Genomic DNA, 14,200 nt, shown 5'->3' on the forward strand with positions numbered 1-14,200 from the left:
AGGCGATCCCCACCGCCGCGGCTACGGTGAGCTTGGCTCACTTTGGGCTGTGTTCCTTCGCATCTCGGGGGATGATAAGGCGGTTCCCATGGGAACCCACACTTCCAAACGCACCCGTTCCACAGGTGCTTCATTGCGTAACAAGACCAGCGCGGGGGCGCTGGTCGCAACCGCTGGCATTGCCATGGTCGCGTTGACGGGGGCAATCCCGAGCGCCCATGCAATTGCCACGTCCGTCGGCCTGGGAACCGCGGACTCCTACGTCGTTCTCGGGGGCGAATCCGTGACGAACACGGGTCCGAGCATCCTCAATGGAGATCTCGGCGTCTATCCCGGCACCTCGATCACCGGCTTCCCGCCGGGCATCGTCGTCGGCGGCACGACTCACTCGACAGACGCGCACGCAACGCAAGCTCAGATCGACCTGGTCACCGCGTACAACAACGCAGCGGGCCAGGCTTCTGACGCGAGCAGTCCGCCGGACCTCGGCAACCAGACTTTGGTCGAGGGCGTCTATACGTCCGCTTCCACAGCCGGCCTGACCGGAACGCTCACGCTCGATGCGCAGGGCGATCCGGATGCCGTCTGGATCTTCCAGATCGGTTCGGCGCTCACCACGGCATCGAGCAGTGTGGTTTCGCTGACCAACGGCGCCCAGGCGTGCAATGTCTTCTGGCAGGTCGGAAGCTCGGCCACACTCGGCACCGGCTCGGTCTTCGTCGGCACGATCATGGCGATGGCCTCGGTGACGGTCACTACCGGCACCGACGTCGAGGGCCGCGCCCTCGCTCGCACCGGATCGGTGACGCTCGATGACAACGTCTTCACCGATCCTCGGTGCGGCATAACCGGCCCTCCTGGCGAACCTGGGGAACCCGGAGAACCTGGAGAACCTGGGGAACCCGGTGAACCTGGTGAACCTGGCGCTCCTGGGGAACCCGGCGCTCCCGGCGAACCTGGCGCTCCTGGGGAACCTGGCGCTCCTGGCGAACCCGGGGAACCTGGCGCTCCCGGTGAACCTGGCGAACCCGGTGCTCCCGGTGAACCTGGCGAACCCGGTGCTCCCGGTGAACCTGGCGAACCCGGCGCTCCCGGTGAACCCGGCGCTCCCGGTGAACCCGGCGCTCCTGGCGAACCCGGTGCCCCTGGCGAACCCGGTGCCCCTGGCGAACCCGGTGCCCCTGGCGAACCCGGTGCCCCTGGCGAACCCGGCGCTCCTGGCGAACCCGGTGCTCCCGGTGAACCCGGCGCGCCCGGTGAACCCGGTGCCCCTGGCGAACCCGGTGCCCCTGGCGAACCCGGCGCTCCCGGCGAACCTGGTGCCCCTGGCGAACCTGGCGCTCCCGGTGAACCCGGCGCTCCCGGTGAACCCGGCGCTCCCGGCGAACCCGGCGCTCCTGGCGAACCCGGTGCCCCTGGCGAACCCGGCGCTCCCGGCATTCCCGGTGCTCCTGGAACTCCCGGCATTCCCGGCGGACCTGGCGTCCCTGGGACTCCCGGCACTCCCGGAATCACCCCGGTCAAATCGACGACGACGGTACCTCCGAGCACAACGCGCGGAAGCACGGGCGGACGTGGACTGGCCGACACAGGGGTCGATGACACGAGCATCATGTTGCTCCAGTCAGCGGCAGCGATCGGCGTACTCGGTGGGATCATCTTGATCTTCACCGCGGCTCGCCGCCGGCAGGGCCACCGGGCATAACCCCGGCTCGAGGTACCGCGCCACACGGGATCACCCCGTGTGGCGCGGTCGCGCGCTCGGCCACCTCTCTCGTTCGTCGACGTGGTCGGATTCCCGGACCGCGAGTAGCCTGCCAACCGGGCGTGCAATTCACGACTGGTTGAAGGGGTCAGATCATGGGGAAGGTGTTCAGCGACATCGCGGTCTCGGCCGACGGCTTCGCGACAGGATTGAACCAGCGGGAGGAGGCGCCGTTCGGCGACATCGACGAGAACTGGCTCCACGCGTGGATGTTCGAGACGTACGACGAGAACCGCGCAGAGGTCGACGCGATCGTCGACTCGGGCGCGACCATCATGGGCCGCAACATGTTCGGTCCGGTCCGCGGCGAGTGGGACCGCGACTGGCGCGGCTGGTGGGGGCCGAACCCTCCGTACCACGGACCCGTCTTCGTGCTCACGCACTTCTCGCACGATCCCATCGAGATGGAAGGCGGCACCACGTTCCACTTCGTCACCGACGGCATCCACTCCGCCATGGAGCAGGCGCGTGCCGCAGCGGGCGACCAGAACATCTCGATCGCGGGCGGCGCCACGACGGTCAACCAGTACCTCGCCGCCGGCCGCCTCGACGAGCTGCGGCTGCACGTGACGCCCTGCATCCTCGGCGCGGGCGAGCGCGTGTTCGACGGCGTGCCGCCGCAGGCGCTGGAGCGGGTATCGGTGCGAGCGGCGTCGCTCGTGACGCACATCACCTACCGGCCGGTGCGGGAGTAGCCTCCGCGAGACGACGCCGACGATTGTCTACGCTGGCGGAATGAGCGAAACGCCGACTCCCTCCCGCTTCCGCATCCGCTGGGGCTGGTTCGTCGGATGCATCGTGCTGGGCCTCGCCGCCGTCATGATCGGGGGGTTCGTGGCACCCGCCGATGCCCGCGTGGGCTACCTCGCCGGCGTGCTGGCCAACGTCGGTACCACGCTGCTGCTCGTGGGCATCGTGGTGCTCCTGGAGCGGCGGATCATCGACAACGCGGTGCGCCTGGTCCGCACCGCGAACGAGGAGGCGAACGAGGCGATCCGAGTCCAGATCCAAGATCTCGATGACCGGATCGCCGCCGAGTGGGCGTCCGCGACTGCCGAGAACGTGGCCGAGAAGACGGCCGCGACCTTGCGGCTCACCGACGAGTTCACGAAGCGCATCGTCGACGAGGCCAAGCGCGAAGCGTAGGCCCGACGATCCGCGGAGGGATTCGAGCCCCACCCATAGACTGGCCTCCCAGGGAACATCCGAACCGCCCGTAGCTGAGGGTTGTTGCCATCGGGCCTCCCTGTACATATTGGGAGGGCACGACAATGGAGCCTGACGACAACAAAGCGCTGGTGCGCCGTTTCTACGCCGAGATCGATGCGGGCAATATCGATGCGATGGACGAGCTGGTCGCCGAAGACTACCTCGATCACAACCCGCCGTTTCCGGGGCTTTCGGCAGGACGGGAAGGCCTGAAAGAGGCATTCCTCGTATTCCTGAAGGCGACACCAGGACGCCATGAGATCGATGACCAGCTCGCCGAGGGCGACAAGGTGGTAACGAGGCTCACTGCGTCCGGTCGACATGAAGGGGACCTTCCCGGACCACTCCCGGCTACCGGAGCAGAGCTGCGGGAGACGGCCGTGGCCATCCATCGAGTCGAAGACGGAAAGATCGTCGAGCACTGGTCGAACCGCGACGACCTCGGACTCATGCAGCAGCTCGGCGTGATCCACATGCCCGGGGCCTGAACGAGGCGAACGACAGGCAGGAATCGCGGAAACCAGAATCCCCCGCCTCGCCCGGATTCTCTGGGCAGACGGGGGAACGGATGAAGCGGAGACGGCGGGATTTGAACCCGATGGAACGCCCCGCGAACGTGCCGGTGTTCCCAAGAAACCGCAGAAATCCGTTCATGTTGCTTCGAATCGATCACGTGGGAATGACTTCACCGAGCGACGTTTGTGTCCATTCCGTGTCCACGCATGCCGCACTTGATGCAGTTCACGGGTTTGAGCGGTGTGCTCGTATCGGTGCGACGGATTGACGCACGTCGCGACCGGCAGCCGCGTAATCCTGGGCTTCTTGATTCACGCCAACCACGCCTTGATCACGACCCGAGCGGGTCAAGTGTGGTCAGAATGTGGTCAGCTGGACGACTTCCCGACATAGGGACCTCGACAAAAAGGGGAGACAAACTGGCGGGTGCCTTCGGGATCGGCCTCAGGCCGATCCTGTGTCACCTCGCTGTGGGGTGACCGCATCCCCCACGAATCTGAGCACCCGGTCGCCCAATGCTGTGGTGCGCTTCGCGAGCGGACCCGATCCCGACATCTGGGTGCGCAGCGGCACGTCCGCGAGGCCTCGACGTTGGAGTCCGTCGATCGCGTCCTCGGCCTGATCGAATGAGAGTGCGTCTCCCGCGACTCGCGTTCGAATCAGATCAGCAATCGACCCGGGGAGATTGTTGCCCGCAATAAGGTTCGGGTCGACCCCCCTGTTTGTGAGCCACTCTCTCGGGTCGTGGAGGAAGCCGAGCAGATACACCTCCCGAGCGTTGAGATCCACCACGATGTCGAGGAGGAACTCCCGCTCGTCCCACGGCAGCTCGGACCAGCTCCCGGAGTGAGCGAGGGCCGCGGCGAGTATCCGGCGCTTCGCTTCGTCCGCCGTTTCTTGTGCTGCGCGTGCTATCCGATGGGCAGCGGCCACGAACTCGTTGTCGTCCCAGGCGAGTACCCTGTCGAGGTCCCTCTCCAGAGCGCCAACGCGGGCGTTGACCATAGCCCAAAAATCCTCATCACGCGCGCGAGCCTTCGCCGCGAATGCGCCCTGAACAGCCCCGGTGAGCACGCCCATACCGGGGAAGCTGCCTATGAGGCCGAGGGCTGCGGACTGCGCGACCGTAACTGCGGGGTTCTGCTCCGGCATGCTCATGCTCATGCACCGCACCTTATCGTCCGGGCCGTCGCCGGAAGAGGTGGATGTTCGCGTCGATTCCCGGTGAGCATAGCTGCGGGATTGGCTGACGGCCTCGCGCTAGGTGCGCATGTAGCATCATCGCGTGACTGAGCCTGATACCGACACCACAGCGGAACCGAGTGTTGACGGGGCTGCGCTCACGGCCGTGAGTCCGGCCGTCAGCGCGGCCGGTGATTCCGTTGTTCCTCTGGCCTCGGACCCCGTGGGTCCGGCCGGTGCACAGCAGGCCACCAAGATCGAGCCGAACGCGAAGAAGGAACGGCGCTGGCTGAAGAACATGGGTCTGTGGGCGTCGGGAGTGGCGAGCGCCGTGCTGGCAGGCGTCCTGATTGTGACGTTCCAGTTCTTCCTCGAACAGTCGGCGGAAGAGGTCGTCGAGCCGCCAACAGCCGAGCGGCTCGGTTGCGAGAGCGGCTCACCGAATCAAGCGGACGGCGAACAGTACCTGACAATCCAGCTTTCACAGCCGGATGAGGACTGCTGGCAGACCGCGCTCGAAGGCGTCAATCCCGGCGACGAGTTCGACGTCCTCGTCTGGTGGCGCAACTGGACGGGCCGACAGGTGGATGACACGACGATTCGTGCCTACCTCGACGATGGGCTCGAGTTCGTGCCTGGCACCGCCACATGGCACAACACCAAGTATCCGGATGGGCTGCCGGTCGAAGGCGACCTCCTTGAGACTGGCATCAACGTCGGCTCGTACCTGAACGGCGCCAACGCGTACATCCTGTTCACGGCGCGAATGAGCGAGACGTTCAATATGCCCTGTGGGTTCGCGGTGACGACCGTCGCGGCACAGCTGCCCACGCTGCCAGCTCCTCAGAATGAGTGGACGACGGCTGGTCTAGTGACGAACGCTCGCTGCTGACTGGAGCGGCGGCGCAACGAAGAAGGGGCTGTGGACCTCGAGGACATCGATGCGGGGCTTTGGCAACGCGGCTACGGTGCCTCGGGACAACTAGTCCCTGTCGTTCTCGAGCACGTTGCTGATGTATGTCTCGACATCCAATCCGAGCGCCTCAGCTTGTTCCCTGTCGCGCCAGTCCAGTTCGGAGTGGCTCCCGTACCATTCGTGCTGCATTTGGCGCTTCGACTTCGCGTCCCAGAGTGAGGTGTCGGCGCGATGCTGGTCACCGCCCTGATAGCGACGCCACCCGTTCGAATGGCGGCGCTGAGCCTCTTGTGTCAGTTTCGTGCGACGCTGCTGCGCCCGCTTCAACTCGCCGAGGCCGGCGAATCCCGGGATAAGGTTCCCGAACACATATGTGAAGAGCACCACGTTGGCGGCGACCAACCAAGGAACAGCCGGCTCGCCACCGTCACGTGACGTGCCGATGCTGACGCCGACCCCGATGAGAACGATGACCATCACGGCGCCCATAACACCAGCCCAGATGTAGAGGCGCCGCCGACGCTTCTGCTCCAGCCGATCGACAACCGCACCGAGGTTGTCGTACTCATTGCGCTCTGCGTCGGAGAGAACATTGCGGTACGCCTCTTCCAAGGGGTCTCCTCATCATCCGAGCATCACTCCACGCGTCGAGACATCCGAGCTGCAGGGTCTTGCCTGCCTCAAGGCCCAGCGGCTGAATCGTGTTGTCGACTCTCTTGGAGAGGACGATACAGGTATCTTTCGCTCCCTCAGGTGGCTCCAGGCGGCTTCGTAACTGTTCGCGCCAACTCATCTAACTAGCCGACTAGGCCAGCAACACGGCCTAAGGCCTGTGCATAACGTCGGCGCGCGATTTCGCGTGACGCCTGGCAGAGCGGCCCGACGGAGCAGGGAACATGCCTCAGAACGCTCCGCTCCCCCTGGCACCGTGGACAGCGGGCATGGATCCATCATCGGCTACCGGACAATCGACAGGATCTGGCCGAGCGAGAGCCGACCGCTGGGTGAGGCTGTACCACGCAGAGGGTCGGCGGAGGTCAAAGCAGCAGCGCGAAGGCTGATGCGAGCTCGCCAGCGCGGTAGCCTCACATCGTGCGATTGGTGCGAGTTGAGTTTCAGCGGTTGCTTGGGTTCAAGTCTGTGTCGATCGAAGTCGATCCGGCACTGCAACTGATCGCCGGCCCGAACAATGCCGGCAAGTCGACATTCGTACGGCTCCTCGAGCTCTTCTTCTCGAACCCAGACAGCGAGAGCCTCCTTCAGCACCAGCCGCTGAACGACTACTACGCGGCGGAAGGGCCCCGGCAACTATCTGGCATCACCGTGCACTTCGGAGACCTCAGCGCAGAGGAGGCGACTGTCTTCGCGCCGATCGTTCGCCAGCGTGACCGCACCTTCTCGGTTAGGCTCCGTTCCACCCGGAAGGGAGCGATCAGCTTTGATGCGTCAAGGAAGCCTGGCGCCGAGGAGGCACGTCGCTATTACGACGAGATCCTCGACCGGTTTCACTTCGTGAAAATTCCGTCCATCCGCGTCGCGGACGGACGGATGGGTGATACGGACTCCTTAGAGAGACTCCTTGAGACTCTGGAGTCCGTGCTTGTGCGGAAGGGGTCAGCACGCAGTACGACGATGCAACAGAACTTCGCAGCGAAGATCCAGCCTGTCGAGGAACTCGTCCGCGACGTCCTCAACCACTCAGCAGACGCCATCAAAGACGACCTTCCATTCCAGGAGAACGAGGTCCGATTCAAGCTCCCAGAGCCCAGACATGCACTGCGTGGGATGCTCGCCGAAGCCGTGATCGAAAGCCACGGCACTATTGCAGTACCCGTCGCTGAACGAGGCACGGGATTCCAGTCCGCTCTCGTTCTAGGAATCCTCCGCTACGTCGCCCAGAAGGAGGCACACGCCGGAGGCAACATTCTGTTCGCCATCGAGGAGCCCGAGGCCTTTCTCCATCCGCAAACGCAGCGTGCAATGGCAAAGATCATCCGCGACATCTCGACGGATGCGCAGGTCATTGTGACTACCCACAGCTCAGTCTTGGTCGATTCCTTCAGCGTGGACCGCGTCCTTCGCCTCCCGTTGCGTCCCTCCGGCATGGAGCACACCTGGCATCGTCCGACGCTCGAGGCCACAGACGTGGGCAGACTGACTCGATACTGTTCCGCGGCCAATAGTGAGCTCGTGTTCGCGAATGCCGTCATCTTCGTGGAAGGCGAGGGAGACTTTGCCGTCTTGGAGAAGCTACTGGGACGTTTATGCGGTGGCCCCGGAGGTCATTACGCACTGGGTCTCACTGTGATCGAGGCGGCTGGGGTTTCCAAGATTAGGTACCTCGTTCAGCTCAGCGAGCTCTTCGGTGTCAGATCGTACGTTCTCGCGGATCGCGACTCCCTTCACAAGCGTGATGGCGGAAAGCGGGAGCTACTCGACATCCTCCGTGAACGCCCGGTGCGACCCGATACTGACGCTCTCAATGCGCTGCGAACAGAATCCGACTCGCCAAGCCCCGATCTGGCGACAGCTCTCGCACGCCAGAGAAACCTGAACGATCAACTAAAGCCGTTCGACGTGTTCATCCTGGCTGCAGATCTCGAGGGCCTGCTTATCGACATCTTCGGCTGGAAGGAGCTCACGATAGAACTTGGGCCAACTCGCCTCGCAGAGATCGATCAGGCGTTCGTCGACCATCTGCTGTCTGCGGACGACGGTGCGGCTCAGCTGGCCTCGTGGATGGGGTCAAAGGGCTGGAACTCGGACGGCAAGAAGTCCGGAAAGCTACAGCCTCACGTCCCCGCGCTCCTCGTTGAGGAATGGATGGCCGATGACCGTTATCCGGGCGACGCGCTGAAGCCACTCGTTGATTGGCTCGACGCCATCAAATCAAGTGCCTCCTTGGCGCCCGTCTAGCGTCAGATCCCGGCAGCTCGTACTTGCCCACTGTTCACGATGTCCTGAGACATCACGCCGCCCGCCACGCTCGCCGTTCACAGGTCCCGAGGCGCCCGTTCACGTCTTCCCAAACCAGACACCGCCGCCCGGGCCGCGTTGCGAATCAGAGACGGCCGACAATCCCCTAGTTTGTGGTAGCCGCCGACCGATTGCGAGGGGCCGCCACACGATCAGATCTTGTCCACTCGCGGCCGAGGTCCCGGTCGAAGCGCCCCAGCACAATAGGTTGGACCCGTGAACAATGTGGTACGCATAGACTTCCACGAACGCGACCAGCAGTGGATCGTGACACTGACTGGTGCGGACGGTGGCACCCGCTCAGGCGAGCCTTTCCCAGCATTTGGTGGGGAGGGGTTTTCGAAGCTTGAGCAGGTCATCTCCCGGATGAAAGAACTCGGATACCGGCCCACACGCATCCCGTACAACAAGCCGAACGCAACACGCTACATATTCGAGGTCGAACCAATCTAACTTGGTGGCTGCCGAGTATCCGCAAGCTCGCGCTCCGGATTCGCCGATCGTTTCAGGGACACGATCGTAGTCTCACCAGATCCTGACTCTTTGCTCCGCGGGCGCATCTTTGGCGATTCGACGTTAAAGGGCGACGTCGTGGCGCAGTCGAACGATCACCTCGCCCTCCTTGTCGACGCTGCACGATCGCGACTCTGAACCCGTCCCACTTCGGCGAGTACATGCAGCCACCCTGCAGGGCATCCGGCTCTGGCAGCTCGGCGACGACGCGGGCAAGCGCGAGATCGGGCGGGAAGTACATCGACGCCGGCGGGCTCACGCCGCCAGCGTACGCCGCACTGCATCCTCGCCTTCTGCTCACAGCTTGGAGCTGAACCGGATAGCTGACCACCCCGCACCCCCGGTGTGGAAAACTCAGGCTTCCGGGCAGCGGCCAGCGCTACGCTCCCCCCATGGGTGAGCTTCTACAGATGCCAGCGAGTTTCGCGGAGCACTGGTGGTCGACCGAGCCGCAGCTGCGCAGTTGGGAGCCGACGCCCGCACTGCGCGAGGCTGGGGCGGCCGCGGCCGCCCCAGCCGTACCAGCTACTCCGTCGAGACCGGCCGCTGGATGGTGTCCACGAGGGTGACGAAGCCCTGACTCTCGAACTTGACTGTCGAGACGAGCTCGTAGCCGTGCTGGCCGAAACCCTGCAGATCCACACTGCGCGAAGCCAGCTTTTCGCTGACGATATGCACCGGCGCCTGAGTCGAGATGGTGGTCTTGATGACCTGAATGTCGAACGTCGTGCTGGCCATGCTCTCTCCTTGGTGATCGTTTCCTTCGCCCTTCCGGCGTGGAGATCGAGAGGGAGCGGAGACGGCGGAGGGCTCTCAGGGAGCGGTTGCTAAGCGAAGCCCGGAGCGCAGCGGAGGGCGGAGTCTGCAAATAGCGATCGGAGAGCACGCAGCCGACGGAGCGAGCTACGGTCGGAGGGCGGAAGGGGGAAGGAAACGATCACCTAAGGACGCACGGCACTCCGCACTTTGTGGGCAATTTTGACCGACTACGCCTGTGGATCCTTCCCTCAGCCGCCGACGTTCAGCGGCCCTTTCGCATAGGCGATGTCGACGTGCAGGTGAGAGCAGTCGTCTGGAAACTCCCGGAGGTTGCGAAGTGCGAGCGAAATGCCGGCGTCGGCGCGGCAGTCGGACTGCCCGACTCGCGCGCCGGCGGGCATGATCGGGTCGAGCATCGAGACAAGCCGGATCGACTGAGGATCGGCGCCGGTGAGCGTGCGACCGTCGAGCGCGTAGAAATCGACGGCCTTTTCGCCGCCTTCGATCCAGTGCGACGAACCCGTGCCGGCTCCCAAGAGTGAGCCGGTGCACTTGCGATTGATGTCGCTCACGCCGACCGTCTCGAACGATCGCACGGCAAGCACCATGATCTGGAGAATGCCCACGTCGATTCCGCAGTCCGGCACCTTCCGCCCGGCCGCGACAGCCTCGATCTGCGAGAGATAGCGCGGTTCGAGCACGCGCAGCTGCCCCGCGCCAACCGCGGTCACAAGCTCCTGCGCGAGCGCCTGGGAGCCGCCGCCAACGCTGCACGAGCCGCCGCCAGCGCTGCTCGTTAGCGCCTGCACCACCTCGACGGCCGCGGGGTAGAACCTCGTGTAGTGATCGGGATCCTGATTGATCTGAACCTCATGAGCGGCGAGCGAGGGCGGCATCGTCGCCCAGCCCGGAACCTGCACAAGCCGGGTCAGAAACGCCGTCGCGGCCTTCTCGGGGTCGAGCCGGTCGGCCCGCGGGCCGTAGCTCTCGCCCTGCTGGAACACGCCGATCGTTGTGTTGTCGACGGCATCGCCGTGGTTGAGGTTCCGCAGGCTGGACTCGCCCATGCCGGTCATGACCGCGATCACCGCGGCGCGGCTGTCGAGCCCGAGCTCGGCCGCGGCGTTGATGATCGTGCCGGCGATGACCAGCTGGTCACCGGAGTAGCCGGCGACCGGCGCGCTGGTGCCGACGCTCGCGAGATTCACCGAGCCGCCGCCACAGCTGGCGGATGCCGAACTGATCGCGACTGAGCCGCCAAGCATGACGAGAAACGCCACGCCCGCGGCCAGTGCGACCTCGCCCGCCCCCATCCGACTACTCGCGGCCCGCGGCCGCGGCCAACGCCTCGTCGGTGTTGGTCACGTCGATCTCCCACTGCGAGCGAATGTGCTGCACGTGCGTCTCGGGGTGAGATCCGTACTTGAAGATGTAGTGACCATCCCGAAGCTTCTCAATCGTCTGCGCCGTCTCGGGGGCGAACCCGAACGTCTCCTGGCACCACTGCGCATCCTCAGGCCGGCCCTGCCGGAACACGTGAATGCTCTGTGCCTCTTGGATGATCGTGATGCCGGGAGAGTCGCGCGGAATGTCAGTGCCCTTGTGCATGACGAACACGTTGCTGATGCCGAGTCCGCGGGAAAGCTTCTGGTTCGACTTGATCAGCTGGGCGCTAGGCCCGCCGATCATGTGCCAGCCCTCCTCATAGACGACAGTGGTAGCCCAGCCGCGCTCGGTGCGGAGCCGGCCGAGCATCCACATGTTGCCGATCGCCATAACGACCGGCACCGCGGGGCCGTCGTCGGGCAGCTGCGAAATGTCGAACGACGTGAGCTTGCCAGTCAGGTCGACCTCGGATGACGTCTCGCCATCGAGTAGGCCGGCGTACTCATCGAGCAGCCCGTTCAGCGTCCAGCGCACCGAGAGGCCGGCCTGGTGCAGCTTGTCGCGCGCCTCCGGCGACAGGCTCGCGTAGCGGTGAGGATCCACGACGCCGAGATTCGGCAGCACGTCGGCCAGCACTGGCGTGCGGCCTCCCTCGTGCTGCGCGACCGTGTCGTAGAGGGCCGCCCGTAGCGCTTCTTCCTCCCACTCGTTCAAGCTCTGATCGCCGCGCCCAAGACGGGTGATGATGTTGAGGAGCCGTGACTGCCCCTTCACTCCCGTGCCCCGCGCGATCATCGGATCCATGAGGTTGAGCCGGGTGCCGGTGCCGTCCGCGGTGAACCGGATGGGCTCGTACCCATAGCGGCGCACGACGTTCGAGTACTCGCCTTCGCCGGCCTGGTCTTTCTTGTCGAAGATGACCGCGCGCCGGTTATGCAGCAGCAGAGGCCGCAGCACGCACGCAGTCTTGACGAAGCTCGACTTTCCGGAGCCGACATCGCCCATAACGATCGTGTTCGGGCTCGACACCTCGCGCGGCGTCGAGTTGTAGGCGGTCACGGGGTCGTGCGCGATCGACGTGCGCGAGAGCACGTCTCGCCCGATTACGACGCCCTTAGTGCCCGTGGGCGGGCCGATCAGTGCAGTATTGAGGATCTCGGCCTGTCGTGTCGACGTCGGAGCTCCGACGCCGGCAGGCGCGTAGAACCCGCGCGCGGCCTTCGATACCTTAGTGCGCAACTGCGTGCCGGGGAGATTCCACGGCACGACCTCGCTGGCGTTTGTCACGCGCTCCTCGAGCGGCGTCTCGGCCGGCGGCGCGAACGCGCGCAAGCCGGGCAGTGCCCAGATGCCCTTGCCCTTGTTCTCCGCCTTGTGCTCGCTCACGAGAGTGCCTCCTTCTCCGACTTGCCCGCCAACGCGCGGTAGATCCGCGCGGAGAACGACGAATCGTGCGCCGTGATGCCGCGGCCGATCGGCCACGTCGTGCCGGATGCCGCGGCCTCGAATGAGTCCTGCCAGTCGAGGTATTCGATGCCGAGCCCGGTCGCGCACGTCTCGTCCAGCTGGCGTGATGCCCGCGCGAGCTCGTCGCGCGATCGCGTCGAGATCGTCACGTATCCAACCCATGCCGCACCGTGGTGCCCGGTGCCGGCGCGAAGATCGATTCGCCGCCGCTTCGATGCCGTCATTGCGGTTCCTGTCTCGTCAAGGTCGACCGCGCCGGCCTCGCTCTTGGAGATCGCCTCGGCCTGGTCGCGCACGAGATCTCGCTGCGCTGCGGCCTTGGCCTCACCGGCGGGCACAAGGTGAATGTGGAAGCTCACCGATCGGATGAACTGGACGTCTCGACCGATGAGGAGATCCAGCGCCCACAGCTGCGTGCGCGGTGCGGTGGCGAGCGCGTCGGCGGTGATCTTCGCCGTGCGGTGCCACCACTCCACGGGCTCGCCCGTGAGCGGGTCGATGCCCTCCACGACGTGTGCGGAGAACTCGTCGTGCGATCGCACACCGAGCCGTGACGGGTGCACGTCCACGACGTAATCGATCGGCCGTGAGGGGTTCTGCTGGTGCAGCACCACCGCGGCGACCTGGCGTGCGGAGAGCACGTCGACCTGGCCCATGCGGGCCTCGGTCAGTCCACGGTGCGCGGATGCGATCTCCTCGTGCATGAGGCCACGCCAGCCATCGCGGCCCTGGCCGTACTTGCGTGCAGAGTCGTAGAACGCCGGCGACAGCGGCCATTTGACCGTGACGAAGTGCCGTTGCACCATCGCTCCATCGCCGGTGCGGCGCAGCACTTCCTCGTAGGAATTGATCGCGTCCGCCGGCGCGTCGACGTCGAGGCTGTTGAGTACCCAGAACTCCTGCAACGCGGTATCTGCCGGCAGTACGCGCGTCATCGTCTGCACGTCCTCAACGAGCACGGACGGCACCGCTCGCGAGGCCAGGAACGCGCCCCAGCCCTCGGCCGCGCGGGTCATGACTGACGTCGACTCGATGCCGCGTAGCTGGCCCGTCACCGAGAACGTGACAGCCAGATAGCCGCGCTCACCGATCGGAGCGTGCCACTGGATGCCAGGCACGCCGCGGCCGCCTTCGAGCCAGCCCATGCCGTCTGCCCCATCGGGGTTCGCGCGCATCGCGGCGAGCGTGCGCTGCGCCTCCCACTTCTGGGTGCGGCCCTTGGCCATACGCACGGCCTGCTCGGCCTGATCCCAGGCTGCGACGTCGTACGGCTCGAATGCGTCAGTGCCGGCGGCCAGACGGGCCTTCCAGCGACGCCGGCGGCGGCTGCGCTCCACGATCGTGCCGCGGTGCGTCTTGGCGGTGACGAGCATCGTCACGCCCACGCCGCCAAGGCCGATCAACAGCCCCGGCCAGCCGGCGAAGATCGTCACGATCATGCCGGCCACGACGAACCCGATGATCAGAGCAATTCGCGTCTTTGAGTGGGTGCCACCGAAAAACGAGCGGTG

Annotated in this window: 13 protein-coding genes and 1 pseudogene; 8 read left to right on the top strand and 6 right to left on the bottom strand. The window is 65.2% G+C overall.

All coding sequences use genetic code 11. The annotated features are described in order from the left end of the window. Positions 1 to 184 precede the first annotated feature (184 nt). The 5 genes and pseudogenes from ESP51_RS20930 to ESP51_RS02895 form a co-directional block, all read left to right on the top strand. Positions 185 to 766 (top strand): annotated as a pseudogene (locus ESP51_RS20930) (ice-binding family protein); the annotation flags it as partial. Positions 767 to 905: 139 nt separating this feature from the next. After that, on the top strand, positions 906 to 1,664 hold the full coding sequence (locus ESP51_RS20935; protein WP_241842950.1) for a hypothetical protein: 759 nt from the start codon (positions 906 to 908) through the stop codon (positions 1,662 to 1,664). A 196-nt stretch (positions 1,665 to 1,860) separates the two neighbouring features. Beyond that, the gene (locus ESP51_RS02885; RefSeq protein WP_129519382.1) at positions 1,861 to 2,460 is read left to right on the top strand and encodes a dihydrofolate reductase family protein; all 600 of its coding nucleotides are present in this window, start codon (positions 1,861 to 1,863) and stop codon (positions 2,458 to 2,460) included. A 40-nt stretch (positions 2,461 to 2,500) separates the two neighbouring features. Beyond that, entirely contained in the window at positions 2,501 to 2,911 is a 411-nt protein-coding gene (locus tag ESP51_RS02890; protein WP_129519383.1) for a hypothetical protein, read from the top strand. 125 nt (positions 2,912 to 3,036) lie between these two features. After that, complete coding sequence (locus tag ESP51_RS02895; RefSeq protein WP_129519384.1) at positions 3,037 to 3,462, top strand: ester cyclase; 426 nt, start codon at positions 3,037 to 3,039, stop codon at positions 3,460 to 3,462. Between the two features lie 472 nt (positions 3,463 to 3,934). On the opposite strand, the gene ESP51_RS02900 is transcribed toward ESP51_RS02895, so the two are convergent. Further along, entirely contained in the window at positions 3,935 to 4,654 is a 720-nt protein-coding gene (locus tag ESP51_RS02900) for a hypothetical protein (RefSeq protein ID WP_129519385.1), read from the bottom strand. A gap of 121 nt (positions 4,655 to 4,775) precedes the next feature. Here ESP51_RS02900 and ESP51_RS02905 point away from each other — a divergent pair, with 121 nt between their 5' ends. Continuing rightward, the gene (locus ESP51_RS02905) at positions 4,776 to 5,564 is read left to right on the top strand and encodes a hypothetical protein (RefSeq protein WP_129519386.1); all 789 of its coding nucleotides are present in this window, start codon (positions 4,776 to 4,778) and stop codon (positions 5,562 to 5,564) included. Positions 5,565 to 5,654: 90 nt separating this feature from the next. Here ESP51_RS02905 and ESP51_RS02910 read toward each other — a convergent pair whose 3' ends face one another. Further along, positions 5,655 to 6,200, bottom strand: a complete 546-nt coding sequence (locus tag ESP51_RS02910) for an MFS transporter (RefSeq protein ID WP_129519387.1) — start codon at positions 6,198 to 6,200, stop codon at positions 5,655 to 5,657. Between the two features lie 480 nt (positions 6,201 to 6,680). Between ESP51_RS02910 and ESP51_RS02915 the strand changes: the two genes are divergently transcribed. Together ESP51_RS02915 and ESP51_RS02920 are read left to right on the top strand one after the other, a co-directional pair. Then, positions 6,681 to 8,504 (top strand): ATP-dependent nuclease, encoded by a 1,824-nt coding sequence (locus ESP51_RS02915; protein ID WP_164990369.1) that lies wholly within the window; start codon positions 6,681 to 6,683, stop codon positions 8,502 to 8,504. 276 nt (positions 8,505 to 8,780) lie between these two features. Further along, complete coding sequence (locus ESP51_RS02920) at positions 8,781 to 9,017, top strand: hypothetical protein (RefSeq protein ID WP_129519389.1); 237 nt, start codon at positions 8,781 to 8,783, stop codon at positions 9,015 to 9,017. A 585-nt stretch (positions 9,018 to 9,602) separates the two neighbouring features. Here the strand turns inward: ESP51_RS02920 and ESP51_RS02925 are convergent. The 4 genes from ESP51_RS02925 to ESP51_RS02940 form a co-directional block, all read right to left on the bottom strand. After that, positions 9,603 to 9,815, bottom strand: a complete 213-nt coding sequence (locus ESP51_RS02925) for a hypothetical protein (RefSeq protein ID WP_129519390.1) — start codon at positions 9,813 to 9,815, stop codon at positions 9,603 to 9,605. A gap of 269 nt (positions 9,816 to 10,084) precedes the next feature. Then, positions 10,085 to 11,149, bottom strand: coding sequence for a hypothetical protein (locus ESP51_RS02930; RefSeq protein WP_164990370.1), 1,065 nt, complete (start codon positions 11,147 to 11,149; stop codon positions 10,085 to 10,087). A gap of 4 nt (positions 11,150 to 11,153) precedes the next feature. Continuing rightward, the gene (locus ESP51_RS02935; protein WP_129519392.1) at positions 11,154 to 12,608 is read right to left on the bottom strand and encodes an ATP/GTP-binding protein; all 1,455 of its coding nucleotides are present in this window, start codon (positions 12,606 to 12,608) and stop codon (positions 11,154 to 11,156) included. Continuing rightward, positions 12,605 to 14,128, bottom strand: coding sequence for a hypothetical protein (locus ESP51_RS02940; protein ID WP_241842947.1), 1,524 nt, complete (start codon positions 14,126 to 14,128; stop codon positions 12,605 to 12,607). The genes ESP51_RS02935 and ESP51_RS02940 overlap by 4 nt, the downstream gene beginning before the upstream one ends. Between the last annotated feature and the right edge of the window lie 72 nt (positions 14,129 to 14,200).

The sequence above is a fragment of the Agromyces albus genome (assembly GCF_004134825.1).
Classification (GTDB): Bacteria; Actinomycetota; Actinomycetes; order Actinomycetales; family Microbacteriaceae; genus Agromyces; species Agromyces albus.